This is a genomic window from Streptomyces sp. NPDC107454 (genome assembly GCF_055582885.1).
This window is the reverse complement of the sequence record NZ_JBVJPA010000005.1, coordinates 1-25,286: the sequence shown is the minus strand read 5'-3', so window position 1 is coordinate 25,286 and position 25,286 is coordinate 1. Positions and strand designations below refer to the sequence as shown.

The 25,286-nt window shown below is 70.9% G+C and carries 21 protein-coding genes and 1 pseudogene; 13 read left to right on the top strand and 9 right to left on the bottom strand.

Annotated features, from left to right (window positions below; all coding sequences use genetic code 11):
• Positions 1-12 precede the first annotated feature (12 nt).
• From ACZ69M_RS13075 to ACZ69M_RS13065, 3 genes and pseudogenes are all read right to left on the bottom strand, one after another.
• Complete coding sequence (locus ACZ69M_RS13075) at positions 13-666, bottom strand: hypothetical protein (RefSeq protein ID WP_470049403.1); 654 nt, start codon at positions 664-666, stop codon at positions 13-15.
• The gene (locus ACZ69M_RS13070; protein ID WP_060898668.1) at positions 654-1,193 is read right to left on the bottom strand and encodes a SigE family RNA polymerase sigma factor; all 540 of its coding nucleotides are present in this window, start codon (positions 1,191-1,193) and stop codon (positions 654-656) included. Before ACZ69M_RS13070 ends, ACZ69M_RS13075 begins: the two co-directional genes overlap by 13 nt.
• Positions 1,194-1,466: 273 nt before the next feature.
• Positions 1,467-2,387 (bottom strand): annotated as a pseudogene (locus ACZ69M_RS13065) (HhH-GPD family protein); the annotation flags it as partial.
• Positions 2,388-2,700: 313 nt separating this feature from the next.
• Between ACZ69M_RS13065 and ACZ69M_RS13060 the strand changes: the two are divergent.
• Entirely contained in the window at positions 2,701-3,513 is an 813-nt protein-coding gene (locus ACZ69M_RS13060) for a hypothetical protein (RefSeq protein ID WP_470049401.1), read from the top strand.
• Positions 3,514-3,711: 198 nt separating this feature from the next.
• On the opposite strand, the gene disA is transcribed toward ACZ69M_RS13060, so the two are convergent.
• Complete coding sequence (gene disA, locus ACZ69M_RS13055; RefSeq protein ID WP_067373625.1) at positions 3,712-4,836, bottom strand: DNA integrity scanning diadenylate cyclase DisA; 1,125 nt, start codon at positions 4,834-4,836, stop codon at positions 3,712-3,714.
• A gap of 79 nt (positions 4,837-4,915) precedes the next feature.
• The gene (gene radA, locus ACZ69M_RS13050; protein ID WP_384919147.1) at positions 4,916-6,325 is read right to left on the bottom strand and encodes a DNA repair protein RadA; all 1,410 of its coding nucleotides are present in this window, start codon (positions 6,323-6,325) and stop codon (positions 4,916-4,918) included.
• Positions 6,326-6,529: 204 nt separating this feature from the next.
• Between radA and ACZ69M_RS13045 the strand changes: the two genes are divergently transcribed.
• Entirely contained in the window at positions 6,530-8,320 is a 1,791-nt protein-coding gene (locus tag ACZ69M_RS13045; protein WP_470049398.1) for a BACON domain-containing protein, read from the top strand.
• A gap of 46 nt (positions 8,321-8,366) precedes the next feature.
• Here ACZ69M_RS13045 and ACZ69M_RS13040 read toward each other — a convergent pair whose 3' ends face one another.
• Positions 8,367-9,227 (bottom strand): DUF3109 family protein, encoded by an 861-nt coding sequence (locus ACZ69M_RS13040; protein WP_470049396.1) that lies wholly within the window; start codon positions 9,225-9,227, stop codon positions 8,367-8,369.
• A gap of 71 nt (positions 9,228-9,298) precedes the next feature.
• Between ACZ69M_RS13040 and ACZ69M_RS13035 the strand changes: the two genes are divergently transcribed.
• The 4 genes from ACZ69M_RS13035 (at position 9,299) to ilvD (ending at position 14,239) form a co-directional block, all read left to right on the top strand.
• On the top strand, positions 9,299-10,231 hold the full coding sequence (locus tag ACZ69M_RS13035) for a Ppx/GppA family phosphatase (protein WP_470049394.1): 933 nt from the start codon (positions 9,299-9,301) through the stop codon (positions 10,229-10,231).
• A 426-nt stretch (positions 10,232-10,657) separates the two neighbouring features.
• Positions 10,658-11,482, top strand: coding sequence for a sugar phosphate isomerase/epimerase family protein (locus ACZ69M_RS13030; RefSeq protein WP_075032411.1), 825 nt, complete (start codon positions 10,658-10,660; stop codon positions 11,480-11,482).
• The gene (locus ACZ69M_RS13025; RefSeq protein ID WP_352050037.1) at positions 11,479-12,096 is read left to right on the top strand and encodes a TetR/AcrR family transcriptional regulator; all 618 of its coding nucleotides are present in this window, start codon (positions 11,479-11,481) and stop codon (positions 12,094-12,096) included. The genes ACZ69M_RS13030 and ACZ69M_RS13025 overlap by 4 nt, the downstream gene beginning before the upstream one ends.
• Positions 12,097-12,385: 289 nt before the next feature.
• Entirely contained in the window at positions 12,386-14,239 is a 1,854-nt protein-coding gene (gene ilvD, locus ACZ69M_RS13020; protein WP_470049392.1) for a dihydroxy-acid dehydratase, read from the top strand.
• Between the two features lie 82 nt (positions 14,240-14,321).
• On the opposite strand, the gene ACZ69M_RS13015 is transcribed toward ilvD, so the two are convergent.
• Positions 14,322-16,478 (bottom strand): serine/threonine-protein kinase, encoded by a 2,157-nt coding sequence (locus ACZ69M_RS13015; RefSeq protein ID WP_470049390.1) that lies wholly within the window; start codon positions 16,476-16,478, stop codon positions 14,322-14,324.
• A gap of 182 nt (positions 16,479-16,660) precedes the next feature.
• Between ACZ69M_RS13015 and ACZ69M_RS13010 the strand changes: the two genes are divergently transcribed.
• From ACZ69M_RS13010 to ACZ69M_RS12995, 4 genes are all read left to right on the top strand, one after another.
• Positions 16,661-16,972, top strand: coding sequence for a hypothetical protein (locus ACZ69M_RS13010; protein WP_470049388.1), 312 nt, complete (start codon positions 16,661-16,663; stop codon positions 16,970-16,972).
• Between the two features lie 31 nt (positions 16,973-17,003).
• Entirely contained in the window at positions 17,004-17,147 is a 144-nt protein-coding gene (locus tag ACZ69M_RS13005; protein ID WP_470049386.1) for a hypothetical protein, read from the top strand.
• Between the two features lie 49 nt (positions 17,148-17,196).
• Positions 17,197-17,676, top strand: coding sequence for an EamA/RhaT family transporter (locus ACZ69M_RS13000; RefSeq protein ID WP_470049384.1), 480 nt, complete (start codon positions 17,197-17,199; stop codon positions 17,674-17,676).
• A gap of 353 nt (positions 17,677-18,029) precedes the next feature.
• On the top strand, positions 18,030-18,905 hold the full coding sequence (locus ACZ69M_RS12995) for a class I SAM-dependent methyltransferase (protein ID WP_470049382.1): 876 nt from the start codon (positions 18,030-18,032) through the stop codon (positions 18,903-18,905).
• On the opposite strand, the gene ACZ69M_RS12990 is transcribed toward ACZ69M_RS12995, so the two are convergent.
• Entirely contained in the window at positions 18,869-20,305 is a 1,437-nt protein-coding gene (locus tag ACZ69M_RS12990; protein ID WP_470049380.1) for a SulP family inorganic anion transporter, read from the bottom strand. The two genes, ACZ69M_RS12995 and ACZ69M_RS12990, sit on opposite strands and share 37 nt — an antisense overlap.
• A gap of 294 nt (positions 20,306-20,599) precedes the next feature.
• Here ACZ69M_RS12990 and ACZ69M_RS12985 point away from each other — a divergent pair, with 294 nt between their 5' ends.
• The 3 genes from ACZ69M_RS12985 to proC all read left to right on the top strand — a co-directional run bounded on the left by ACZ69M_RS12985 (position 20,600) and on the right by proC (position 23,315).
• Positions 20,600-21,442 carry an ABC transporter ATP-binding protein gene (locus ACZ69M_RS12985; RefSeq protein ID WP_470049378.1) on the top strand — a complete coding sequence of 281 codons (843 nt, stop codon included), beginning with the start codon at positions 20,600-20,602 and terminating at the stop codon, positions 21,440-21,442.
• Positions 21,439-22,239 (top strand): ABC transporter permease, encoded by an 801-nt coding sequence (locus ACZ69M_RS12980; protein ID WP_470049376.1) that lies wholly within the window; start codon positions 21,439-21,441, stop codon positions 22,237-22,239. Before ACZ69M_RS12985 ends, ACZ69M_RS12980 begins: the two co-directional genes overlap by 4 nt.
• A gap of 266 nt (positions 22,240-22,505) precedes the next feature.
• Positions 22,506-23,315, top strand: a complete 810-nt coding sequence (gene proC, locus ACZ69M_RS12975; protein ID WP_352053931.1) for a pyrroline-5-carboxylate reductase — start codon at positions 22,506-22,508, stop codon at positions 23,313-23,315.
• 69 nt (positions 23,316-23,384) lie between these two features.
• On the opposite strand, the gene trpS is transcribed toward proC, so the two are convergent.
• Positions 23,385-24,383: a tryptophan--tRNA ligase gene (trpS, locus tag ACZ69M_RS12970; protein WP_470049374.1), complete on the bottom strand. Its 999-nt coding sequence runs from the start codon at positions 24,381-24,383 to the stop codon at positions 23,385-23,387.
• Positions 24,384-25,286: the final 903 nt, after the last annotated feature.

Sequence of the window (25,286 nt, the reverse complement as noted above, 5' to 3'; positions counted from 1 at the left end):
CTCCGTCTGCGCTCAGTTCGCGGGAGCGGGCGTGTCGACGCCGCCCACCGCGTTGCTGTAGTCGTTGTGCGTCCGGGACCTCTCGGTGAAGCGGGTCGCGGTCCACCCGTAGGTGATCACTTCTTCGCTCGAGGGGTATTCCACCGGATCGCCCTTCTTGTACAACTGCTGGGTGATCACCAGGTCGCCCCGGTCGATCTCCGCGTAGACCGGCGGCTCCTCGGTCTTGAAGACATTCTCGTACCTGCCGCTTTCCTCGCGGTAGACGTACGAGCCGATCCCCACGGCATCCCCGCAGGTCATGACGTTGACCACGACATCGTCGGTGGTTCCTCCGGTCAGATCCCCGTACGACACGTCGACCGGGTACTCGTCGGCGACGCACGGTTTCGTCAGCGCGTTCTTGACCGAGTCGCTGACCTCCGGGTCGTCCTTGACGAGCTTGACCGCGTCCACGCGCTGGGGCGTCTTGGACGGGGAGGCGGGGGCCGCGGGGCTCGGGGCCGCCCCCTTCGCCACCGCCTCACTGCTCGCCGGGCCCTCGTCGCGGGCGCCCGTGCCACCCGTGGCGCAGGCGGTCAGGAAAAGGCCGATGGCGGCGAGCGCGGCCGTCACCGCGCTCCCCGCCTTCAGGACCTGCCTGGCCCGAGTTCCTAGGCCGCGCAACGCTCCCGCTCCTCACGTTCGAGCGCGCGTGCGTCCAGGTCGCGGCTCTCCAGCTCCTCGCGGAGCCGGGCGAGCGCCCGGTGCAGCGTGCTCTTGACCGTTCCGGCCGACATGCCGAGGGCGGCGGCCGTCTCCTCCGTGGACATCTGCTCCCAGTGTCGCAGCACCACGACGCTGCGTTGCTTGGGAGCGAGAACCTTCATGATGTCCATAAGGAGCGCCCGGTCCGCGTGCTGCTCGGTCGAGTCGTCGACGCAGGCGTCCGGGAGCTGCTCGGTGGGCACCTCTTCGAGTTTCCGCGCCCGCCACCACTCGGTCCGCGTATTGATCATCACGCGGCGCAGATAGGCGTCCGCGAGCCGCTTGTCCGCGATGCCGTCCCAGCGGCCGTACGTCCGTACGAGCGCGGTCTGCAGGAGGTCCTGGGCGTCGACGGGGTCGGGGACCAGGCGACGGGCACTGCGCAGCAGCGCGTCCTGCCGAGTGCGGACGTACTCCTCGAATTCGAGCACCTCGCCGTGCGCCATGATCAACCGCCTCCATCCCCGTTTCCGACGTGCCTGGCTCGCGCCTGCTGCCGGTTGTCCGTTTCCTGTGTCCCGCTGTCGTTCTGCTGTGTGTGCGGTACGGAAATGAAGCTACGGAGGCGTTGTCACGGGGTTGTCCGAGGCAGCCTTCGGTGAGCGCTCGGCTGTACGTCGGTTGTGTAACGGATGTATGAGGTGGGTAAGGCGCTGTGGTTACAAGTCCCGGTTGGGGTGGTTTTGCGGGTGTGACCGGTGTCCTGGGGGCGGTGACGAGGTCAAGGGCAGCCGATACAAACCACCGGGGAGCGGCTCCACGAGTCCGTCGGCGACCAGTCCGTCGAGGGCGCGGGCCCGCTGCACGGGCTCGTCCCACACGCGATCGAGGACGGACTGCGGTACCGGGCCCTCGACGGCCTCCCTCAGTACGGCGAGGAGTTTGCCGCGCACCTGGCGGTCCGTGCCCGCGTACGTCTGGCCGCGCCGCGGCGGGCCGTCGTGCGCCGGCTTGCCCGCCAGCCGCCAGGCGCACTGCGCGGCGATCGGGCAGCGGTGGCAGGCCTCGTTCTTCGCCGTGCAGATCAGTGCGCCGAGTTCCATGGAGGCGGCGGCCCAGTGCGAGGCGGTGCCCTCGTTCTCGGGCAGGAGGGCACGGGCGAGCTTGCGCTCGGCGGCGGTGGTGGCGTTCGGCGGGTACTGCACGCCGCTGACGGCCCGCGCGAACACCCTTCTGACATTCGTGTCCAGTACGGCATGCCGCTGCCCGTACGCGAACGAGGCGACGGCGGCGGCCGTGTACTCCCCGATACCGGGCAGCGCGAGCAGCTGAGCGTGCTCCGTGGGTACGTCGCCGCCGTGCCGTTCCGTTATGGCGACCGCGGCGCCGTGCAGCCGGAGCGCACGGCGGGGGTAGCCGAGCCGGCCCCAGGCGCGGACGGCTTCGCCCGGAGCCTCCTTGGCCAGGTCGGCGGGGCGGGGCCAGCGGGCGACCCACTGCTCGTACACGGGCAGGACACGGCTCACCGGAGTCTGCTGCAACATGAACTCACTGACCATCACGCCCCAGGGGCCGGCGTCGGGGCGGCGCCAGGGAAGGTCGCGGGCGTGCTCGTCGAACCAGGTGATCACCGGCTCGTGCAGGGTCTTGCCGGGGGCGTCGGGCTGGGGGCTGGGTGTGGGCATGGTGGGTGCAGTCATGGCGGTTCCGATCCTGCCATGCGGGGATGGGACTACGCGGTTTCCCCCGAGGCGCGGAGGAGTGGCTTTTCGCCCCGGCCCTGCACGGGCTCCTTCGCCTGCGGGGCGGCGGGGGGCTGGTCGCCCAGTTCCCCGCACCCCTGAAGGGGCGCTCCGGTCGGCCGGAGGGCCGCGCCCGGCAGCCCTCGGAGGACGGGAAGGGGCGGTGTGGGGGCAACTCGGCCGGTGTGTCGGAATGATGATCCGGAAAAGTTGACGCTCAGGGCGGCGGGTGGGGCGAGCGCCGGCGTGGATCTCTCGTACAGTTTGCGCCGTGGGATCTATGCGCAATCCGGTCGGGCCACTTCCCTCCACCATCTACTGGCGTCGGAGGGCCGTTCTGCTGTCCCTGGTAGCGCTGTTGGCGCTGCTGATCGCCTGGGTCGTCAGCAGCGGCGGCGGAGGCGGCAAGAAGAACGCGGACGGGTCCAACGGGAAGAACCCTGTGCAGACGATCACCCCGGGCCCCTCCGGTTCCGGACCCGCGATCAGCCAACACCCGGGCGGCCGGGACGAGTCCAGCCCCGGCACGACCGCCGGGGCGACAAGCGGTGGCAGCAGCGGCAGTGGTAGTGGCGGTGGGGACGGGTCCGGTGGGACAGGCAGCGCGGGCGGTGGTGGCTCGCAAGGCGGTTCCAGTGCCGGCACCAGCTCCGGGGATCAGGTACCGGCCGGCTCCACCCTCCCCAACTGCACTGCGGGCGCCGTCAAGTTGACCCTGCGCAGCGTGCACAACACGTACGCCCCCGGCGACAAGCCCTCGGTCGAGCTGATCGCGAAGAACTCCTCCGCCACTGACTGCAAGGTCGATCTCGGCCCGAAGAGCGCGGTCCTGACGATCACTCAGGCCGGCGGCGACAAGAGCTTCTGGTCCTCGAGCGACTGCCCCAAGGACGTGGCCAGTCTCTACTTCCGCGTTCCGGCCGGTGACCAGGTGACCTACACGGTCGACTGGGACCGCACGGCCAGCGCCGCCCAGTGCGCCACACCTCCGGCGGGTTCGGCGACCGCGGGCACCTATCTGGTGGAGGCGAAGGCGCCGGGCCTGGCGAAGGCGACGACGTCGTTCGTGCTGTCCCAGGACTGACCGTCCCAGGACTGAGCACGGAGGCGGGCGGTCGTGTCCGCACGGACCCGCACGCGCCTTTGACGCGCGCCCGGCCTCGCAAGACGGAGCGCGTAAGACGGAGCGCGTAAGGCGGAGCCCGTAAGACACAGCCCGTCAGGCATAGCGCGTCAGACGGTGTGCGTCAGACGGTGTGCGTCACGCACAGCGCGTCGCGCGTCAGACGTAGCGCTCCAGGATCGACGACTCCGCGAGCCGCGACAGCCCCTCACGGACGCTGCGCGCCCGCGCCTCGCCCACCCCGTCGACCGCCTGAAGTTCGTCGACGCTCGCGGCGAGGAGCTTCTGCAGACCTCCGAAGTGCTCCACGAGGCGGTCGATGATCGCGCCGGGCAGACGCGGGACCTTGGCGAGAAGGCGGAAGCCGCGCGGGGAGACCGCTGAGTCGAGCGCCTCGGGGGAGCCGGTGTAGCCCAAGGCTCTCGCCACCGTGGGCAGTTCGAGCAGCTCGGAGTGGGGCAGGGCGTTCAGGTCGGAGAGGGCCTCGTCGACCGTGCGGGAACGCTTCGCGGTCGGCTCCGGCACGTAGTCCCGGACCACCAGCTCCCGCTCGGGCTCCACACCCGCGATCAACTCGTCCAGCTGGAGGGCGAGCAGACGCCCGTCCGTGCCCAACTCCACCACGTACTCGGCGATCTCCGTGGCGATGCGCCGCACCATCTCCAGGCGCTGCGCCACCGCCGACACGTCCCGGACGGTGACCAGGTCCTCGATCTCCAGCGCGGAGAGCGTGCCCGCGACCTCGTCGAGGCGGAGCTTGTAGCGCTCCAGGGTCGCGAGGGCCTGGTTGGCGCGGGAGAGGATCGCGGCGGAGTCCTCCAGGACGCGGCGCTGACCGTCGACGTACAGCGCGATCAGACGCATCGACTGCGAGACCGAGACGACAGGGAAGCCGACCTGCTTGCTCACCCGGTCCGCCGTGCGGTGCCGGGTGCCGGTCTCCTCCGTCGGGATCGTCGGGTCGGGCACGAGCTGGACGCCCGCCCGCAGGATCTTGGTGATGTCCTTGTCGACGACGATGCCGCCGTCGAGCTTGCACAGCTCGCGCAACCGGGTCGCCGTGAAGTCGACGTCCAGGACGAAGCCGCCCGTGCACATCGACTCGACGGTCTTGTCCCAGCCGAGCACGATGAGTCCGCCGGTGTTGCCGCGGAGGATCCGCTCGAGCCCGTCGCGCAGGGCCGTGCCAGGTGCCACGGCGCTCAATGAGGCGCGCATCAGGCCATCGGCACCGGAGCTCCCACCGGACTTTCCGGGAGCTGCTGCCCGGTCGTTGGCTGCCACTGCACTCCTCCGGTCGCGGGTTTCCGGTCGCCCGAGATTCGTCCAGGGTTCGTACGGACGGGCGAGACCAGGGCAAAGTCTACCGGCGCTGCTCCTCGTCCCGTGGGGCCTCTCTGTGACGGGAGCGTGGAAGGACCCGCAGCGCGTCGCCCATGTCGGCGACTTCCAGGACCTTCATACCGGCAGGGATCTTGCCCGGATCGCTCGGAACAAGGGCGTGCGTGAAGCCCAGACGGTGGGCTTCGGCGAGCCTCCGCTGCACTCCCGTGACCCGTCTGACCTCGCCCGCGAGCCCTACTTCGCCGATCGCCACGAGGTTCTTGGGGAGCGGGGTGTCACTCGCCGCCGACGCGAGCGCGAGGGCGATGGCGAGGTCCGCGGCGGGCTCGGAGAGCTTCACGCCGCCCACCGTCGCCGAGTAGATGTCCCGCTTGCCGAGGGCGCTGATCCGGCCCCGCTGCTCCAGGACCGCCAGCATCATCGAGACCCGGGAGGTCTCCAGGCCGGACGTCGTACGACGGGGGGAGGGGATCTGGGAGTCGACGGTGAGGGCCTGCACCTCGGCCACCAGCGGGCGGCGGCCCTCCAGGGTGACGGTCAGGCAGGTGCCGGGGACGGGCTCGGCACGGCGGGTGAGGAAGAGGCCGGAGGGGTCCGCGAGGCCCGTGATGCCCTCGTCGTGCAGCTCGAAGCAGCCGACCTCGTCCGTCGTCCCGTACCGGTTCTTGACACCCCGGACGAGACGCAGGCGCGCGTGGCGGTCGCCCTCGAAACTCAGGACGACGTCCACGAGGTGTTCGAGCAGGCGGGGGCCCGCGATCGCGCCGTCCTTGGTGACATGGCCCACAAGGAGCGTGGACATGCCGCGCTCCTTGGAGGCACGGATGAGCGCCCCGGCGACCTCCCGGACCTGGGCCATGCCGCCGGGCGCCCCGTCGATCTCCGGAGAGGCGACGGTCTGGACCGAGTCCAGGATGAGGAGCGAGGGCTTCACGGCGTCCAGGTGGCCGAGCACGGCGGCCAGGTCGGTCTCCGCCGCCAGATACAGGTGGTCGTCGATCGCCTTGATGCGGTCGGCGCGCAGACGGACCTGGCTGGCCGACTCCTCACCCGTCACGTACAGCGTGCGGTGCTCGTCGCTCGCCGCCTTCGCCGCCACGTCCAGGAGGAGCGTGGACTTGCCCACACCGGGCTCGCCCGCGATCAGGACGACCGCGCCGGGTACGAGACCGCCGCCGAGGACGCGGTCCAGCTCGGGTACGCCGGTGGAGCGGGCCGTGGCCTGACGGCCGTCGACCTGCCCGATCGGCACCGCGGAGGTGGTGACGCGGCCCGGTGTCGTCGTACGGACCGCGGGAGCGCCGTACTCCTCGACCGTGCCCCACGCCTGGCACTCGGGGCAGCGGCCCAGCCATTTGGCCGTCTGCCATCCGCACTCGGTGCAGCGGTAGGACGGCCGGTCCTTCGCGGTTTTCGTACGGGCAGCCATGACGGAACCGTAGCCGAGAGGACTGACAGCACGGGCGGGCCCGCTCGGTGAGGCATCCGCCATGGCCTGCCGTTGCCGCCTGTGACGGTGTGGGCCACGGAATCGGAGGGTCCTGTCCCCTTTTGAGGGATCGTTTCACCCGTACGGATTAAATGTGCTCAAGGGGGAAGAAGGGGCCACCCCGGGGCACCTACGGTCGCACGGGTGATGAGCAGCAGTCCGGAGACCTCCACGCACACCACCGGTGCACACCGGGCGCACGGAGATGCGCGCAAGCGGGTGACCGCGCCCCGTGGCGCGCACACCCGCACCCTGGCTCAGCGCCCTCCCGCGCGCTACGAGCCCTACTTGGACGGCCTTTTCACCTACTGCCTGTCCGTGCTGTGCGACCACGACGAGGCCACCGCCGCCCTCGGGGACGCCCTCGCGCTGGCCGAGCGCCGCGGCCAGCGTGGCCCGGTGTCCGCGGACGACCGCAGGGCCTGGCTGTACGCCCTCGCCCGCTGGTCCTGCCTGCGCAAGCTCACCGAGGCCCGGCACAGGCGCCAGGCGGCCCACGCCTCCGGTCGGCGTACGCCCGCCAAGGGCCACAAGGCCCTCTTCAAGGGGCACAAGGAAGCCGCCGGCCGGCATGCGGCCGAGGCGCTGAGCGCCCCGGTCTCCGAAGAGGCGCAGGACCGGCGCCGGCACGAACTCGCCCTGCTGGCCTGGCCGGAGGCGGCGGGCACCAGCCCCGAACAGCGCGAGGCGCTCGAACTCGCCGTGCGCCACCAGCTCGCCGCCGCCGAGGTCGCCGTCGTCCTCGGCCTGGACCTCGTCAAGGCGCGCGAACTGCTCGCCACCGCCGCCTGCGAGGTCGAACGCACCCGCGCCGCCCTCGCCGTCGTGGAGACCGGCGCCTGTCCGAGCGTCGGCCGCCTCACCGGCGACAACCAGTTCGTCCTGAGCACCACCCTGCGCCGGGAACTGGTCCGGCACGTCGACGACTGTCCGCGCTGCCGTCGCACCGCCGAGCGTGCCGCGCCCGGCGCCTGGCCCGGCACCACCGTCACGCCCGCCGAGCTCCCCGTCCTCGAGGCCCCGCGCGCGGCCCTGCACATCGCGATGGCACACGTCCCGCGCGCGCGGGGTGCCGCTCCGCGCTTCGACCGGCGCGGTTTCCCCGTGGACCCCAAGGACCACGCCGCCCGCCGGGACCGTCTTCGCGCGCGTGCCGTCACGACGACCGTCGTCGCCACCGTCGTCGCCGCACCCGTCCTGGCCCTCTGGGCGGCCTACCGTGGCGCGCCCCTCACCGGCGAGGGCGCCGACGGCCGCTCGATCACCGCGAGCGAGGCGCACGGCCCCGACGGCATCACCGGCGACGAGGCGGGCGGCTACGAGAACGCCGGCAACGCCAGCGCCAGACCCGACGCCCGTTTCGCCAAGGGGAACCGCTCGCCCGACGTCTCCGTGGAGGTCATCAGCGCCCCCAGTGCGGGAAGCGGCGCCGGACACCTCTCGGTCCGGGCCTCGGGCAGTGGCGACACGACCCTTGTCACGCTCGCCGCCTCCGGGAACTCACCGGTCCACTGGTCCGCCGGGACGGGAGCGTCCTGGCTCTACTTCAGTCAGTCGTCGGGAACGCTGGCCCCAGGAGAAACGTTCACGATCAAGGTGTACGTCGATCACCTTCGCGAGCCGGTGGGCGCCTGGGGCGCGCGGGTGGCGATCGCACCGGCGGGAGCGGTGGTCACGATCGGGGGGTACGGAACAGCGGGTCCGTCCGCCCCGGCCGGCTCCGGCCCGACGCCCGGCCGTCCCACCCCGTCCGCCCCCGGCCCGACCCCGCCCGCCTCGGACCCGCCACCTACGCCCAGCGACCCCCAGCCGACGCCCACGGACACGTCGTCCCCGCCTCCTTCGTCGGACCCGTCGGGCACGTCCGATCCGTCGGACCCGGGCGGTTCGACGCCGCCGCCCGGCGACAGCTCCGCCCCGACCCCGTCCTCGTGACGCCCGCGGGGCGGGAAGGGGCGGGAAGACGATGGACCGGGGGGTCTCAGGCGACCGGATCCGCGGGATGCGGCGCCAGCAACGGCAGCTGCGAGGCCAGCCGCTCCTCGCAGAGCTCGACCAGCCGGTCGTAGCCCGCCTTGCCCATCAGCTCGATCAGTTCCGGGCGGTACGAGACGTACACCGGGTCACCCGCGCCGTGTGCCGAGGTCGCCGACGTGCACCACCAGTGCAGGTCGTGGCCGCCCGGACCCCAGCCCCGGCGGTCGTACTCGCCGATGGAGACCTGGAGCACGCGCGTGTCGTCCGGCCGGTCGATCCACTCGTACGTCCGGCGCACGGGCAGCTGCCAGCAGACGTCCGGCTTGGTCTCCAGGGGCTCGCGGCCCTCCTTGATCGCCAGGATGTGCAACGAGCAGCCCGCGCCGCCGGCGAAGCCGGGCCGGTTCTGGAAGATGCACGAGCCCTGGTAGGGACGGGTCTGGCGGTCGCCGTCCTCGTCCTCGGAGACCCAGCCGGTCTTCAGCCCCACGTCATGGTGCTGCCAGATGTCCGGCGTGAGCCGTGCCACGTGCCCGGCCACCCGCTTCTCGTCGTCCTCGTCGGAGAAGTGGGCCCCGAGGGTGCAGCAGCCGTCGTCGGCGCGACCGGCCTGGATGCCCTGACAGCCGCTTCCGAAGATGCAGTTCCAGCGAGAGGTCAGCCATGTCAGATCGCACCGGAAGACCTGCTCGGCGTCGGCGGGATCCGGAAACTCCACCCATGCCCGAGCGAAGTCGAGCCCCTTCTCGTCGGACACGGTGGCCTTCTTCGGGGACTTCGTCGGGGACTTCTTGGACGCGGAGGGCTTCGCCTGCGCAGAACCCTTGGTCGATTTGTCGGGCTTCGCCTTTTTCGTCTTTGGCACCCGTCCAGGGTAAGTCGCTTCAGTCCGCTCCGGGGACGGTCGATCGCCGTACGCGCAGTAGCGTTCCGTATATGAGACTCGGTGTCCTCGACGTGGGTTCGAACACGGTGCACCTGCTGGTGGTGGATGCACACCCCGGCGCGCGCCCGCTGCCCGCGCACTCGCACAAGGCCGACTTGCGGCTCGCCCAACTGCTCGACGAGAGCGGGGCGATCGGCCTCGACGGTGTCGAAAAACTGATCGCGACCGTCCGGGACGCGCTGGAGGCCGCCGAGGACAAGGGCGTCCAGGCCCTGCTGCCGTTCGCGACCTCCGCCGTGCGCGAGGCCAGCAACGCCGACGACGTACTGGCCCGGGTGAAGAGCGAGACCGGCGTCGAGCTCCAGGTCCTGACCGGGGCGGAGGAGGCCCGGCTGACCTTCCTGGCGGCCCGCCGCTGGTTCGGCTGGTCGGCGGGGAAGCTGCTGGTCCTCGACATCGGCGGCGGTTCGCTGGAGATCGCGTACGGCATGGACGAGGAGCCGGACGCGGCGGCGTCGCTGCCACTCGGTGCCGGACGGCTGACCGCGGGCTGGCTGCCCACCGACCCCGCCGACCCGGCGGCCATCAGGGCCCTGCGCCGCCACGTCCGGGCCGAGATCGCCCGTACCGTCGGCGAATTCAGCCGCTTCGGCGCCCCCGACCACGTGGTCGCCACCTCCAAGACCTTCAAGCAGCTCGCCCGCCTGGCCGGCGCCGCCCGCTCCACGGACGGCCTCTACGTCCAGCGCGAACTCAAGCGCCGCTCCCTGGAGGACTGGGTCCCCCGACTGGCCTCCATGACCGCCGACGAACGCGCCGAACTCCCCGGCGTCTCCCCGGGCCGCTCCAGCCAGCTCCTCGCCGGCGCTCTCGTCGCCGAGGGCGCCATGGACCTCTTCGCCGTGGAGACCCTGGAAATCTGCCCCTGGGCCCTGCGCGAGGGCGTCATCCTCCGCCGCCTGGACCAGATGGCATCAGAGTGACTGAGTAACCCGCCGCCACGTGCCCCGCGCCCCACCAGGGACGCGGGCAACGGTGCGATCAACAACACACCCCCCGGCACCCTCCCACCGACGCCCGCCTCCACGAGGGGCGCGGGGAACGGCGCGCCCAGCCACGAACCCCCCCGCACCCTCCCACCGACGCCCGCCTCCACCAGGGGCGCGGGGAACGGCGCGCCCAGCCACAACCCCCCCGCACCCTCCCACCGACGCCCGCCTCCACCAGGGGCGCGGGGAACGGCGCGCCCAGCCACACACCACCCGCACCCACCCACGACAACCCCCACAACGGCGACAGGGCACCCCACCCAGCGGCCACCCGAAGCCCACCCGAAGCCCATCCAACGCCGACCCCCCGCCCAACCCCACCACCCCCCGCCCAACCGCCGGAGGCTTACGCTGTCCCTCGTGGCAGAACCAGTCGTGCGCATCCCGGATGCGAAGGTCGCGCTGTCCACGGCGTCCGTGTATCCGGAGTCGACGGCGACGGCCTTCGAGATCGCCGCGCGCCTCGGTTACGACGGGGTAGAGGTGATGGTCTGGACCGACCCGGTCAGCCAGGACATCGAAGCCCTCCGCCGCCTCAGCGACTACCACCAGATCCCGATCCTCGCCGTGCACGCCCCCTGCCTGCTGATCACCCAGCGCGTCTGGTCCACCGACCCCTGGGTCAAGCTCCAGCGCGCCCAGGCGGCGGCGGAGAAGCTGGGCGCGTCGACGGTCGTCGTACACCCCCCCTTCCGCTGGCAGCGCCAGTACGCGCGCGACTTCGTCACGGGGATGTGGCGCATGGCGAACGAGACGGACGTACGGTTCGCCGTCGAAAACATGTACCCCTGGCGCTACCGCGACCGCGAGATGCTCGCGTACGCCCCCGACTGGGACGTGACGAAGGACGACTACCGCCACTTCACGATCGACCTCAGCCACACCTCGACGGCCCGCAGCGACGCCCTGCAGATGATCGACCGCATGGGCGACCGCCTCGGCCACGTCCACCTCGCCGACGGCAACGGCTCCAACAAGGACGAGCACCTCGTTCCGGGCCGCGGCACCCAGCCCTGCGCCGAACTGCTGGAGCGCCTCGCCCTCTCCGGCTTCGACGGCCACGTCGTCATCGAGGTCAACACCCGCCGTGCCATGTCCAGCGCCGAACGCGAGGCGGACCTGGCGGAGGCGCTGGCCTTCACCCGCCTGCACCTGGCCTCCGCGGTGAAGGTGCCCCGCCGGTGACGGACGCCGCCACCCCCCGTCGTAGGGGACGGCCCACCCGTACGGAGACGGAGGCGGCCCCCGCCACCCGCGACCGCATCCTGGACGCGGCCCGTGAGGAGTTCTCCGAGCGCGGCTACGAGAAGACGTCGGTGCGTGGTATCGCCAAGGCCGCCGGGGTCGACTCCGCCCTCGTCCACCATTACTTCGGCACCAAGGAGCAGGTCTTCGAGGCGGCCATCGAGGGCGCGTTCGCACCCGCCCTGGCCGCGCCGGCCGCGGTCGAGGACGGCCCGCTCGACACGGTCGGCGAGCGCCTGACCCGCTTCCTCCTCGGTATCTGGGAGAACCCCACCACTCGGACCCCGCTGCTCGCCATCGTCCGTTCCGCCGTGAACAACGAGACCGCGGCCGCCGTCTTCCGCCGCCTCGTCGCCGCCCAGCTGCTGCGCCGCATCTCGGGCCGCCTCGACCTGCCCGACGCGGAACTGCGCGCCGAACTGGCGGCGGCCCAGCTGGTGGGGGTGGCGATGCTCCGCTACGTCATCAAGATCGAGCCGCTGGCATCGGCGGACGTGGAACGCATCGTCGAGCGGGTGGCTCCGGTGGTACAGGGCCACTTGACGGCCCCGTGAGCTGAGCGCCCCCGCAGGGGCACGGCGCGGTGACATGATGCGGCTCCACCGCGTGGGCCCACTCAGCCACATCGAACTCGCCCCCACCACCGAGACCAGCCCCGGCCCCCACGATCGAGACCAGCCCCGGCCCCCACGATCGAGACCAGCCCCGGCCCCCACCCACCGAGACCAGCCCCGCCACTCGCTCACCGAGACAGGCATCCCGCATTCCGGACACCCCGTCCGGATCCTGGGTCACCGGCGTAGGCTCGACCTCAGTCATTACTCTCCGAAGGAGCGAGCGACGATGCCCGAGCTGAGGTCCCGCACAGTCACCCACGGCCGCAATATGGCGGGCGCACGCGCCCTTATGCGCGCCTCCGGTGTACCGGGCGCGGACATCGGACGGAAGCCGATCATCGCGGTCGCCAACTCCTTCACGGAGTTCGTGCCTGGCCACACCCACCTCCAGCCCGTCGGCCGCATCGTCAGCGAGGCGATCACCGCGGCCGGGGGCATCGCGCGCGAGTTCAACACCATCGCGGTCGACGACGGCATCGCGATGGGCCACGGCGGCATGCTGTACTCGCTGCCCTCCCGCGACCTGATCGCGGACTCGGTCGAGTACATGGTCGAGGCGCACTGCGCCGACGCCCTGATCTGCATCTCGAATTGCGACAAGATCACCCCCGGCATGCTCATGGCGGCCCTGCGCCTGAACATCCCGACGGTCTTCGTCTCCGGCGGCCCCATGGAGTCCGGCCGCGCCACCCTGGTCGACGGCACGGTCCGTACGCTCGACCTGGTCGACGCGATCTCCGACGCCGTGAACGACAAGATCTCGGACGAGGACATCCTCCGTATCGAGGAGAACGCCTGTCCGACCTGCGGCTCCTGCTCCGGCATGTTCACGGCCAACTCGATGAACTGCCTGACCGAGGCCATCGGCCTGTCCCTCCCCGGCAACGGCTCGGTGCTCGCCACCCACACGGCCCGCAAGGGCCTGTACGAGGACGCGGCCCGCACGGTGGTCGACATCACGCGCCGCTACTACGACCAGGACGACGAGTCGGTCCTGCCCCGCAACATCGCCACGCACGCCGCGTTCGAGAACGCCATGGCCCTCGACATCGCCATGGGCGGCTCCACCAACACGATCCTGCACCTGCTGGCCGCCGCCCAGGAGGCGGGCGTCCCCTTCGGCCTGGACGAGATCAACGAGGTCTCGCGCCGTGTGCCGTGCCTCGCCAAGGTCGCCCCGAACGTCGCCAAGGACCGCACGTACTACATGGAGGACGTGCACCGCGCCGGCGGCATCCCCGCCCTGCTGGGCGAACTCCACCGCGCGGGCCTCCTGAACGAGGACGTCCACTCGGTCCACAGCCCGTCCCTCTCCGACTGGCTGAAGACCTGGGACGTGCGCGCCGGATCCCCGTCCCCCGAGGCGATCGAGCTGTGGTACGCGGCCCCGGGTGGCGTCCGCTCCTCCGAGGCCTTCTCGCAGTCCGAGCGCTGGGAGGCGCTCGACGAGGACGCCGAGGGCGGCTGCATCCGCTCCGCCGAGCACGCCTACTCCAAGGACGGCGGCCTGGCGGTCCTCAAGGGCAACCTGGCGGTCGACGGCTGCGTCGTGAAGACGGCGGGCGTCGACGAGTCCATCTGGACCTTCGAGGGCCCCGCGGTCGTCTGCGAGTCGCAGGACGAGGCCGTCGACAAGATCCTCCGCAAGGAGATCACCCACGGCGACGTCGTCGTCATCCGCTACGAGGGCCCCAAGGGCGGCCCCGGCATGCAGGAGATGCTCTACCCGACGTCCTTCCTCAAGGGCCGCGGCCTCGGCAAGACCTGCGCCCTGATCACCGACGGCCGCTTCTCCGGCGGCACCTCGGGCCTGTCCATCGGCCACGCCTCCCCCGAGGCGGCCTCCGGCGGCACCATCGCCCTGGTCCAGGACGGCGACCGCATCCGCATCGATATCCCGAACCGCTCGGTCGAACTCCTGGTCTCCGACGAGGAACTCAGCACCCGCCGCGACGCCCTGAACGGCGTCTACGCCCCCGCGAACCGCGACCGCAAGGTCTCCGCCGCCCTCCGCGCCTACGCCGCGATGGCAACGAGCGCCGACAAGGGCGCGGTACGAGACGTCTCCAAGCTGGGCTGACTCGACCCCAGAAACCCATGTGGGGCCGCTTCTTCGGAAGCGGTCCCTTTGTTCTGCCCCCTTGTTGTTCTGCCCCTCCAGCTCACCAGGCCGCCGGATCGTCCCCCGCCACGCCGAACACGGTCCCGTCGGGCGCACTCGTGTAGACGTGGCCATCGGCAATCATTGGCGTCTGCAGTCCGGCCGCGACCCGGTCCGACTCCGTTCCGAGCCTTGTCCGGGTCTGGCCGACGAGCTTGCCCCGGACGGCGTCCACGGCGAGCAGCCGCCCGTCGGCCGCGGTGAAGTACACGTGCTCGGCGTCGGCGGCCGGTGCCGAGCCCCGGCTCACGGAGGTCTCGAGGCGCCAGAGCTGCTCCCGGGCGTCCATGTCGACGGCCACCAGCGAGCCGAGGGTGCTCATCATGTAGACGGTGCTCCCGCGGACGCTGGTCTGAGCCTGCGGCAGCGCCACATCGAGCCCCAGCCGGTGCGACGTCCTGCTCTTCGGGTCGTACTGGACCAGGGCGACGGTCTGGTCGCTCTTGTCGACCGACGTGAAGAACACGGTGCCCCGCCATGTGCCGACCGGATACAGCGTCCCCTTCAGACCGGTGTTCCACCGGACGTCGCCGGTCTCCGGGTCCACCGCGGTCACCTGTGTACGCGTTCCGTCGCTCGTCGTGCTCGTGGCGTAGGCGACTTCGTCCCCGGCGAACGCGGCAACGTTCGGCGCGGTCTGTCCAGGCAGCCGGCGGCTCCAACGGCCCTCACCCGTGGCGCTGTCCACCCCGCTGACCGTCCCGTCGGCACGGGTGAGGAGCACCAGGCCCCCGGCCTGCTGCCATCGGCCGTACGCCGTAAGGTCCATCTTCCAGCGCACCCTGCCCGAGCCAGGATCGAGCGCCTCCAGGAGCCGACCGGCGTGAGTCACGGCATGCACCAGTCCGCCCGACATGACGGGCGCCCCGTCCGGGAGGCTCTGCTCGCTCGAGGCGTGACGCCACAGCACCTTGCCGTCGACCGGGTCGAGGGCCGAGACCAGTCCCGACTGGGCACAGAACAACTTCCCGCCGCCGTACGAGCATTGGGGCGCCCTGTCGGCTCGGGCCGCGGGCTTCGTGTCCCAGCCGCTGAAGGCGGCCGGTGCGGAACGCTGCTGATGGTCCTTCGGAGCGGTGCTGCCGCCGTCCTGTCCGAGCAACCAGGTCGTGGCCAGCGTCCCGCCCGCGACAAGGACGAGAGCGCCGACGGCGAGGGCGAGGCGCCTGAGTGCTCGGCCCTTGGGCCGTCGCGCGGACGGCGGAGACGCCGCGTCGGCGGGAGCGGGTGGGGCGGCGGAAGCGGGTGGGGCGGCGGGGGCGGCCGGAGTGACCGGGGCGTCGGCCTGGTCGGTGCGCTGAGCCGGAATGAACGCCTGCGTGTCGTACGAAGCCGCCAACGAGCGCAGCTCTCGCATCAGCTCGTCGGGCGTCGGCCGGTCCTCGGGCTCTTTGGCGAGGCAGCGGGTGATGAGCGGTGCGAGGTGGCCGGGCACGTCGGTCAGGTCCGGCTCGTCGTGGACGACCTGGTAGGCGACGACATAGGGGCTGTCGGAGTCGAAGGGGCCACGGCCCGTCGCCGCGTGCACCATCACAGAACCCAGGGCGAAGATGTCGGCGGCCGGTCCCACTTCCCTCGGACGGCGGAACTGCTCGGGTGCCATGAATGGCGGCGTTCCGATCAGTTTGCCCGTTTCGGTACGCAGTTCACTGTCCGACGGCCGTGAAATACCGAAGTCGATGACCTTGGGGCCGTCCTCGGCGAGCAGGACGTTGCTGGGCTTGAGATCCCGGTGTACGACGCCCACCCGATGGATGTCGCGCAGCGCCTCGGCCAGCCCGGCCATCAGCCGGCGCAGCTGGGAGGCGGGCATGGGTCCGTTCCGTTTCACCTGTTCGGCGAGGGTCGGGCCCGGTATGAACAGGGTGGCCATCCAGGGGCGCTCGGCCTCCGGGTCGGCGTCGACCACAGGGGCGGTGAACGCACCGCTCACCCGCCGCGCCGCTGCGATCTCCTGCCGGAAACGCCCCCTGAACTCGGGATCCATGGCAAACGCGGCATGTACGACCTTCACCGCGAGCCGCAGCCCCGAGCCGCTGCGGGCCAGATGGACCACGCCCATGCCACCGGACCCGAGGCGCTCGTCAAGGTGGTACTGCCCCGCGTACTCGGGAAGTTCCGCTTCCGGATCCCCTCCGGAGTTCCGCTGTGGCGCCATGGACCCACCCCCGTGCTGTTCGTCCGCGCGCCCGACGCACGGAGCCTAGTCGATTCTTCGTACGAGACCGAGGCGGCTTGCTAGCCTCCGCGTGCGACAGGCGTACACATGCTCGATCTGTTCCATCTGTTCCATCTGATTCAACGGGGGAGTCCTCAATGGCTGTTGAGCGAATTGAAAACATGGAAAGCAGTGACGAGGAAGCGGTGTCGACGACGGCGACCGCGAGCGCAACCGCAGCGCAACTGGTCACCTACCCCATCGCACCCGGCTATGCGGTGAACGTCCGCAGCGGCCCCGGCACCAGCTACCGCATCGTGCGGGTCCTGTCCGAGGGCTCACGCGTGTCGATCTCCTGCCAGCGCCCGGGCGAATCCGTGAGCGGCCCGTACGGCACCACCAACATCTGGGACAACATCGCCAACGGCGAGTACATCTCCGACGCCTACGTGAAGACCGGCAGCGACGGCTACATCGCGCCGCGCTGCTCCTGAGAAGAAGCAGACGGACGAGATCATGACCCCCTTGCGCAGACGGAGCACGCTGGCCGGAGGGCTCGCCGCCACCGTCATGCTGGTGGTGGGAGCCGCTTCCGAGGACGGACAGTTTGTGGCCGACGCGTACGTGAAGACGGGCAGCGACGGCTACGTCGCACCGGTCTGCGCCTGAACGCTTGAAGGCCTGGGGCCCCGCGGCCGGCCGGAGCGATAATCGTCGAGTGAGTGACGAGAACCAGTCCGGTACCCCCGCGGGACCCCAGCCCGAACCCCTCCGCTTCTTCGGGACGACCTGGGTTGCCCAGGACGGCGGCTACACGGCCCGCCGCATCGCCGTGGCCGTCGGCTCGCTCGCCGCCGCGGTCGCCGCCTGCTTCGTGCTCCGCTTCGCCTACCAGGGCCTGGCGATCGCGGACGTCGGTACACCGGTGACCCTCCTGGTCGTGGTGATGTTCGCGGTGTGCAGCGCGCTCGCGTTCCGCCACACCTGGGACGCCTTCTCCAAGCGCCCCGACCCCGACCGTCAGGCCTCCCTGCGCGGCCTTCTGGCCATCGGCTTCATCGGCTCCCTCCTCGCCTACGCCTTCCGCACCCTCACCGAGGCCCCGGGCGAGAAGCTGGCCCGCGAGGAGTACGAGGAGGCACGCCGCCAGTACGAGCGCCGCTCCCGCAACCCCTCCAAAAAGCGCCGCCGCCCCTGAGAGGCCGGGACGCAGCCCACGGCCCAGGGACGCGGGGAACCGCACCCTCAGCCCCCACCCACCCGCACTCAAGGAACCCACCGGGGGGTCTGGGGCGGAGCCCCACGGCTGAGGGGCGCGGGGAACTGCGCGCCAAGCCCCCACTCACCCGCACTCAAGGAACCCACCGGGGGGTCTGGGGCGGAGCCCCACGGCTGAGGGGCGCGGGGAACTGCGCGCCAAGCCCCCACCCACCCGCACCCAAAAAACCCACCCGGGGGTCTGGGGGCGGAGCCCCCAGGGATGGGACGGGTAGGGGCGGCGGGGGCGAAAACCGCTGTTTCCCCACCCCCAACCCGCACCACCATTCCCTTATGACGACCCACCCGCGCTTCTCCCACACCACCCGAGCCCACTCCTTCAACACGGCCGCAGCCCAGTACGCCGCGAACCGCCCCTCCTACCCACCCGCCCTCTTCACCACCCTCGAAGACCTGGCCGCCCACCCCCTCAAGGGCGCGCAGGTCATCGACGTGGGCGCGGGCACCGGCATCTCCACCACCCTCCTGCACGCCCGAGGCGCGGACGTCATCGCCGTGGAACCCGGAGAGGGCATGGCCGCCGAGTTCCGCCGCGCCCACCCCGACATCCCCCTGGTCCGGGGCACCGGCGACGCCCTCCCCCTCGCCACCGCCTCCGCCGACTTCCTCACCTACGCCCAGTCCTGGCACTGGACGAACCCGGCCCACTCCCTCCCGGAAGCCTTCCGCGTCCTGCGCCCCGACGGCGCCCTCGCGCTCTGGTGGAACACGTCCGCCCTCGACGTCCCCTGGATCGCCGCCCAGGCCCAGCGCATCGATCAGTACTTCACGGACACCCACCCCACCGAAGAAGGCACGGCCACGAAAGCCGAAGAAGGCACCGCCACCAAAAACGCGGAAGGCCCCGCCACCAAGACCCAAAAAGACACCGAATCCCACCAGCGAACCCCGGGCTTCCTCACCGAACGCGCCTTCAAAGGCGCCCCCGAAACCCCGCCCCACACCCACCGTGTCGTCCGCTGGAGCCGCCACGTCCCCATGGACACCCACCTCGCCAACATCGGCAGCCACTCGGCCTTCCTGGTCCTCGGCAAGGAAGACACCGACGCCTTCCTCGCCGAGGAGCGCACCCGCCTCCTGGAGACCTTCCCGGACGGCAGGGTCGAGGAGGTCTACGACGTACTGGTGATCGTGGCCACCCGCTCGTGATCCCGCGCGGCGGCCCACCGTTCCAGGGCCGCCGCACACGCGTGGTCCACATGCCGCAACCCGCCCAACTCCAGCCGTACGTCACGGTCGTGCGGCAACGCCTCCAAGGCGTCCAGCAGCTTCGGCAGCCGTAGGAACGTGGCGTTCCCCATCACCCGTACGACCATCCCCGCGGCCCCCCGGTCCTCCGTCTCCACATGCACATGGCTGATGTCCCACGCGGTCTTGGCGACGGCGAGCGCAAGCCCGACCAGCACCCCTTCGAACAGATTCCCCAGCACGATCGCCACCGCCGTCACACCCAGCACGACCACCTCCCCGCGATGCCCGCGCCACAGCACCCGCACCTCCCGCACCGGCACCAACTTGCAGCCCGCGTGCACGAGCAGCCCCGCCAGCGCCGCCACCGGAATGATCCCGAGGACCCCGGGCACCACCACCGTGAAGACCAGCAGCCACACCCCGTGCAGTACACGCGAGACCTTGGTCTGGGCCCCGGCCTGCACATTCGCCGCGCTCCGCACGATCACCGCGGTCATCGGCAGCGCCCCGAGCGCCCCGCACACGGCGTTCCCGGCACCCTGCGCGATGAGTTCACGGTCGTAGTCGGTCCGCGGCCCCCGGTGCAGCCGGTCCACCGCCGCCGCGCTGAACAGCGACTCGGCGGAGGCGATCAGCGCGAAGGCGACCACCGTCCCGAGCATGCCCACTTCCGTGAGCCGTCCCAGGTCCGCCAAGGACGGCGGCTGTACGGCATCGAGCAGCCCGCGCACCTCGACCCGCCGCACGGACAGATCGAACACCCCGGTCACACCCGCCGCGAGGCCCACCGCCAGCAACGGCGCCGGCACCACCCGCGCCCCACGCCGCCAACGCGGCCACAGCAGCAGTACGACCACGGTGGCGCCCCCGACCGCGAGGGCCACCGGGTCCGCGTCCCCGGGCAGCGACACCAGCCCGGCGATCTTCCCGAGCCCGCTCGCGGGCGCGGACGCGTCACCCATCGCGTAGACCTGGCCCGCGATCAGCACGAGCCCGATTCCGGCGAGCATCCCCTGCACCACCGCCACGGACACGGCCCGGAACCACCGCCCGAGCCGCAGCGCCCCGAGCGTGAGCTGCACCAGCCCGGCGCCGAGCACCAGCACACCCAGGGCCCGCAGCCCGTACGTCTGCACCGCCTCGTACACCAGCACGGTCAGCCCGGCCGCGGGCCCGCTCACCTGAAGGCTGCTCCCGGGCAGCACCCCGGCGACCAGCCCGCCGACTATCCCGGTCACCAGTCCCAACTCGGCCGGTACGCCCGAGGCGATGGCGACCCCTACACACAACGGCAACGCGACGAGAAACACGACGAGAGACGCGAACAGATCGGCTCGACGCAGATCGGCTTTACGCATGGCAACGGCACCTCCGGTTGAGAGCGGAAGATGCGTGGGTGCCGAGCCGGGGGAGGGCGCGGCGGATCCAACGGCGCGGCACCAAGGCCGGTGGGCATATGACCGCGCACTGAAATCCATTGTCGGTAACGGGAGTTGATCGCGCAGCCCTTCCGCGTAACCGCCGAGTGAACACGGAAGCGCGCCACCCCACCGCACGCCGGAGCGCCCCCTTCCGATCACGCCGCCGCGCGCCTGCGCCGTCGAATGCGACCGGGCTTGACGACGTCACCCCTCCCGAGCAATATTCATCACATGATGAATATTGCCCCCCGGCCCCCCGACCGCCCCACGGCGACGGCCACCACCACCCCCCAGTCCCCCCACTCCCCGGCCACCGCTATCCACGCCGCAGGCCTCACCGTCGTACGTGGCCCCCGCACCGTCCTGCGCGGCCTCGACTTCGCCGTACCCCGCGGCCAGATCACCGGACTCCTCGGCCCCTCCGGCTGCGGCAAGTCCACCCTCATGCGCACCGTCGTCGGCACCCAGGCCAAAGTCACCGGCACCCTCGAAGTCCTCGGCCGCCCCGCGGGCGACGCCGCACTCCGCTCCCGCATCGGATACGTCACCCAGGCCCCCTCGGTCTACGACGACCTGACCATCCGTCAGAACCTCGACTACTTCGCCGCGATCCTCGACCCCGGCCGCGCCGCCGCCGACCGCCGCGCCGCCCATGTCACCCAGGCCATCGCCGACGTCGACCTCACCACCCACGCCGACTCCCTCGCCGGCAACCTCTCCGGCGGCCAGCGCAACCGCGTCTCCCTCGCCGTCGCGCTGCTCGGCACCCCCGAACTCCTGGTCCTCGACGAGCCCACCGTCGGCCTCGACCCGGTCCTGCGCCGTGACCTGTGGAACCTCTTCCACGCCATCGCCACGGAACGGAAGGCGACGCTGCTGGTCTCGTCCCACGTCATGGACGAGGCCGAGCGCTGCCACCGCCTGCTCCTGATGCGCGAGGGCGGGATCCTCGCCGACGACACGCCCGAGGCCCTGCGCGAACGCACCGGCCGCGACACCGTCGAGGCCGCCTTCCTCCACCTGGTCGACGAGGCCACCGAGACCGCCGGCGCCCGCAAGGAGACCGTCCGATGACCACGACCGCGAACGCGACCCCGCACGCGGGCACGACGGCCCCCGTCCGCCCGAGCGCGATCAACTACTCCCGTACGACCGCCACCGCGACCCGCGTCCTGCGCCAGCTCCGCCACGACCCGCGCACCATCGCGCTGATGATCCTCATCCCGTGCCTGATGCTCGTCCTGCTCCGCTACGTCTTCGACGGCAGCGCGCGCACCTTCGACTCCATCGGGGCCTCCCTCCTCGGGATCTTCCCGCTGATCACGATGTTCCTGGTCACCTCCATCGCCACCTTGCGCGAGCGCACCTCGGGCACCCTGGAACGACTCCTCGCCATGCCCCTCGGCAAGGGCGACCTGATCGCCGGCTACGCCCTGGCCTTCGGCGCCGTCGCCGTCGTCCAGTCGGCCCTGGCCACGGGCCTCGCGGTCTGGTTCCTCGGCCTCGACGTCACGGGCTCCCCCTGGCTCCTGCTGCTCGTGGCCCTCCTCGACGCCCTGCTCGGCACGGCCCTCGGCCTCTTCGTCTCGGCCTTCGCGGCCTCGGAATACCAGGCGGTGCAGTTCATGCCGGCGGTGATCTTCCCCCAGCTCCTCCTCTGCGGCCTCTTCACGGCCCGCTCCGCCATGCACCCCGTCCTCGAAGCCCTCTCCGACGTCCTCCCCATGTCCTACGCCGTCGACGGCATGAACGAAGTCCTCAAGCACACCGACATGACGACCAACTTCGTCCGCGACGCGTTCATCGTGGCGGGCTGCGCCCTCCTGGTCCTGACCCTGGGCGCGGCAACCTTGAGGCGCCGCACCGCATGACGAATCCACGCGATGGGGGCCAGGGGGGGGCAGGGGCGCGGGGAACTGCGCGCCAAGCCCCCGCTCACCCGCAGTCAAGGAACCCACCCGGGGGTCTGGGGGCGCAGCGCCCGGGTACGGGATGGGACGGGTAGGGGCGGCGGGGGCGAGAAACCCCCACGGCAGCAGAGACCATCCCGTCCGCCCAACGGACACCTGACCCCGCCCAAGCCCCCAAGTGCGAGGATGACCCCCAGGACGACGCACCCCCGGAGGGCACCCGCACCATGACCCAGAAAGTCGCAGTCCTCGGCACCGGCAAGATCGGCGAAGCCCTGCTCAGCGGAGTGATCCGATCCGGCTGGGCCCCCACCGACCTGCTGGTCACGGCCCGCCGCCCCGAGCGCGCCAGGGAACTCCAGGAGCGCTACGGCGTCACCGCCGTGACCAACGCCGAGGCCGCCAAGAACGCCGACACCCTGATCCTCACGGTGAAGCCGCAGGACATGGGCACCCTCCTCGACGATCTCGCCCCCCACGTCCCCGCCGACCGCCTGGTGATCAGCGGCGCGGCCGGCATCCCCACCTCCTTCTTCGAGGAGCGCCTGGCCACGGGCACCCCCGTCGTCCGGGTCATGACGAACACCCCCGCCCTCGTCGACGAGGCGATGTCCGTCATCTCCGCCGGCAGCCACGCCACCGAAGCGCACCTCGCCCACGCCGAGGAGATCTTCGGCGCCGTAGGCAAGACGCTCCGCGTCCCCGAGTCCCAGCAGGACGCCTGCACCGCGCTTTCCGGCTCGGGACCGGCGTACTTCTTCTACCTGGTCGAGGCCATGACGGACGCGGGCATCCTGCTCGGCCTGCCCCGCGACAAGGCCCACGACCTGATCGTCCAGTCCGCGATCGGCGCCGCCGTAATGCTCCGCGACAGCGGGGAGCACCCCGTGAAACTCCGCGAGGCCGTCACCTCTCCCGCGGGCACCACGATCAACGCGATCCGCGAACTCGAGAACCACGGAGTCCGCGCGGCCCTCATCGCCGCACTGGAGGCAGCCCGCGACCGCAGCCGCGAACTCGCTTCCGGCAACAGCTGAAGACAACGGGGCCGGGGCTGGGACCATCGCCCCGGCCCGCCGCTCACTCAGCCCCTCCCCTCCGGGACTTCACCCGGCGGCCAGCAGCCCGATCGCCCGATACGCCGTGTCCACTCGAGGACGCGCCATCTCCCGGGCCTTCTCGGCGCCGTCGCGCAGGACCGCCTCCACATACGAGGGATCCGCGCACAGCCGCTTGTGCCTCTCCTGCACGGGCCTGAGGAGTTCGATCACGGCCTCGGCGGTGTCCTTCTTCAAAGCGCCGTACGACTCATAGGCGCCGCCCAGGGTTTCCGGATCCGCCCCCTCACAGGCGGCGAGAATCTCCAGCAGGTTCGAGACCCCCGGCCGCGCCTCGGGGTCGTACACGACGTCCTGACCGCTGTCGGTCACCGCCCGCATGATCTTCTTCCGTACGGCATCCGGCTCATCGAGCAGATAGACGACGCCGGGCCCCACGTCATCGCTCTTGCCCATCTTCGACGTCGGCTCCTGCAGATTCATGACCCGCGCCGCGACCTGCGGCCGCGTGGCCCGGGGCACCACGAAGGTGTGCCCGTAGCGCTGGTTGAACCGCACCGCGAGATCCCGGGTCAGCTCCACATGCTGCGTCTGGTCGTCCCCGACCGGCACCTCGTCGGTCCCGTACGCCAGGATGTCCGCCGCCATCAGCACGGGATACGTCAGCAGGGACAGCCGCACACTCCCGCCCCGCTCCCGCTCACGCGCGGCCTTCTCCTTGTACTGGATCATCCGCCGCATCTCCCCGTCGGTCGCGACGCACTCCAGCACATACGACAGCCGCGCGTGCTCGTCCACATGACTCTGTACGAAGACGGTGCACAGCTCCGGATCGAGCCCCGAAGCCAGCAACAACGTCGCCGCCTGCCTACTGAGCCTGCGCACCCGCCCCGGATCGTGGTCCACGGTCAGCGCGTGCAGGTCGACGACACAGAACAGCGCGTCGGCCTGGTGCTGATCGACGTCGGCCCACCGCCGCATGGCCCCGAGATAGTTCCCCAGCGTCAGATGCCCGGTCGGCTTGACCCCACTGAAGACCCGCGTCATCTCTCCACCTCCTGGTCGAGGCCGCCGCACCCGCCGGCCGGCTCCCCCAGGAGGGAGACACAAAAACGGCCGCCGAGGCGGCGGCCGTTGAGTACATACGTGAGTACGGCCGCCTGTCAGGCGGCCCACCACTGCTGGGTGCACGTATGTGTGGTCATGGGTGCGAGCGTACGCCTCCGGAGGGCATCCCGGAGCGGAGTTGACACGCCTCTACCCGGTACGTAGTGTTCTCCGAGTTGTCCGACGTGAGCTCCGACTCCGGTCGGTCCCCGGACAGCCATTCCGCAACAAGCACTCAGCGAACGACGACTCGTCGTCGGCTCGTTTTCATGCGTGTTTGCGAAATGAGGAATCCGCGTTCGAAAGGGCGCCACCCCGATTAGCTCGGGAGCCAGGAATCCGCTAAAGTCTCACTCGTCGGAACGGCCCAAGGGCCTGGAAGACAAGCCCCGCTGACTGGGAATCAGGCCCGAAAGGATCTGATAGAGTCGGAACCGCCGGAAAGGGAAACGCGAAAGCGAGAACCTGGAAAGCACCGAGGAAATCGGATCGGGAAACGGTCTGATAGAGTCGGAAACGCAAGAACAAAGCAAGACAGCAAGACCGAAGGGAAGCGCCCGGAGGAAAGCCCGAGAGGGTGAGTACAAAGGAAGCGTCCGTTCCTTGAGAACTCAACAGCGTGCCAAAAATCAACGCCAGATATGTTGATACCCCGTCTCCGGCCGATCGGTCGGGACGCGGTTCCTTTGAAAAAGTCCTGCCGGGCACTGCCTGGTAGGCGCACAGCGAGGACGCTGTGAACCGGGGGGATTATTCCTCTCCCTGGTTCCGCTCTCGTGGTGTCGTCCCGATTACGGGAAAACATTCACGGAGAGTTTGATCCTGGCTCAGGACGAACGCTGG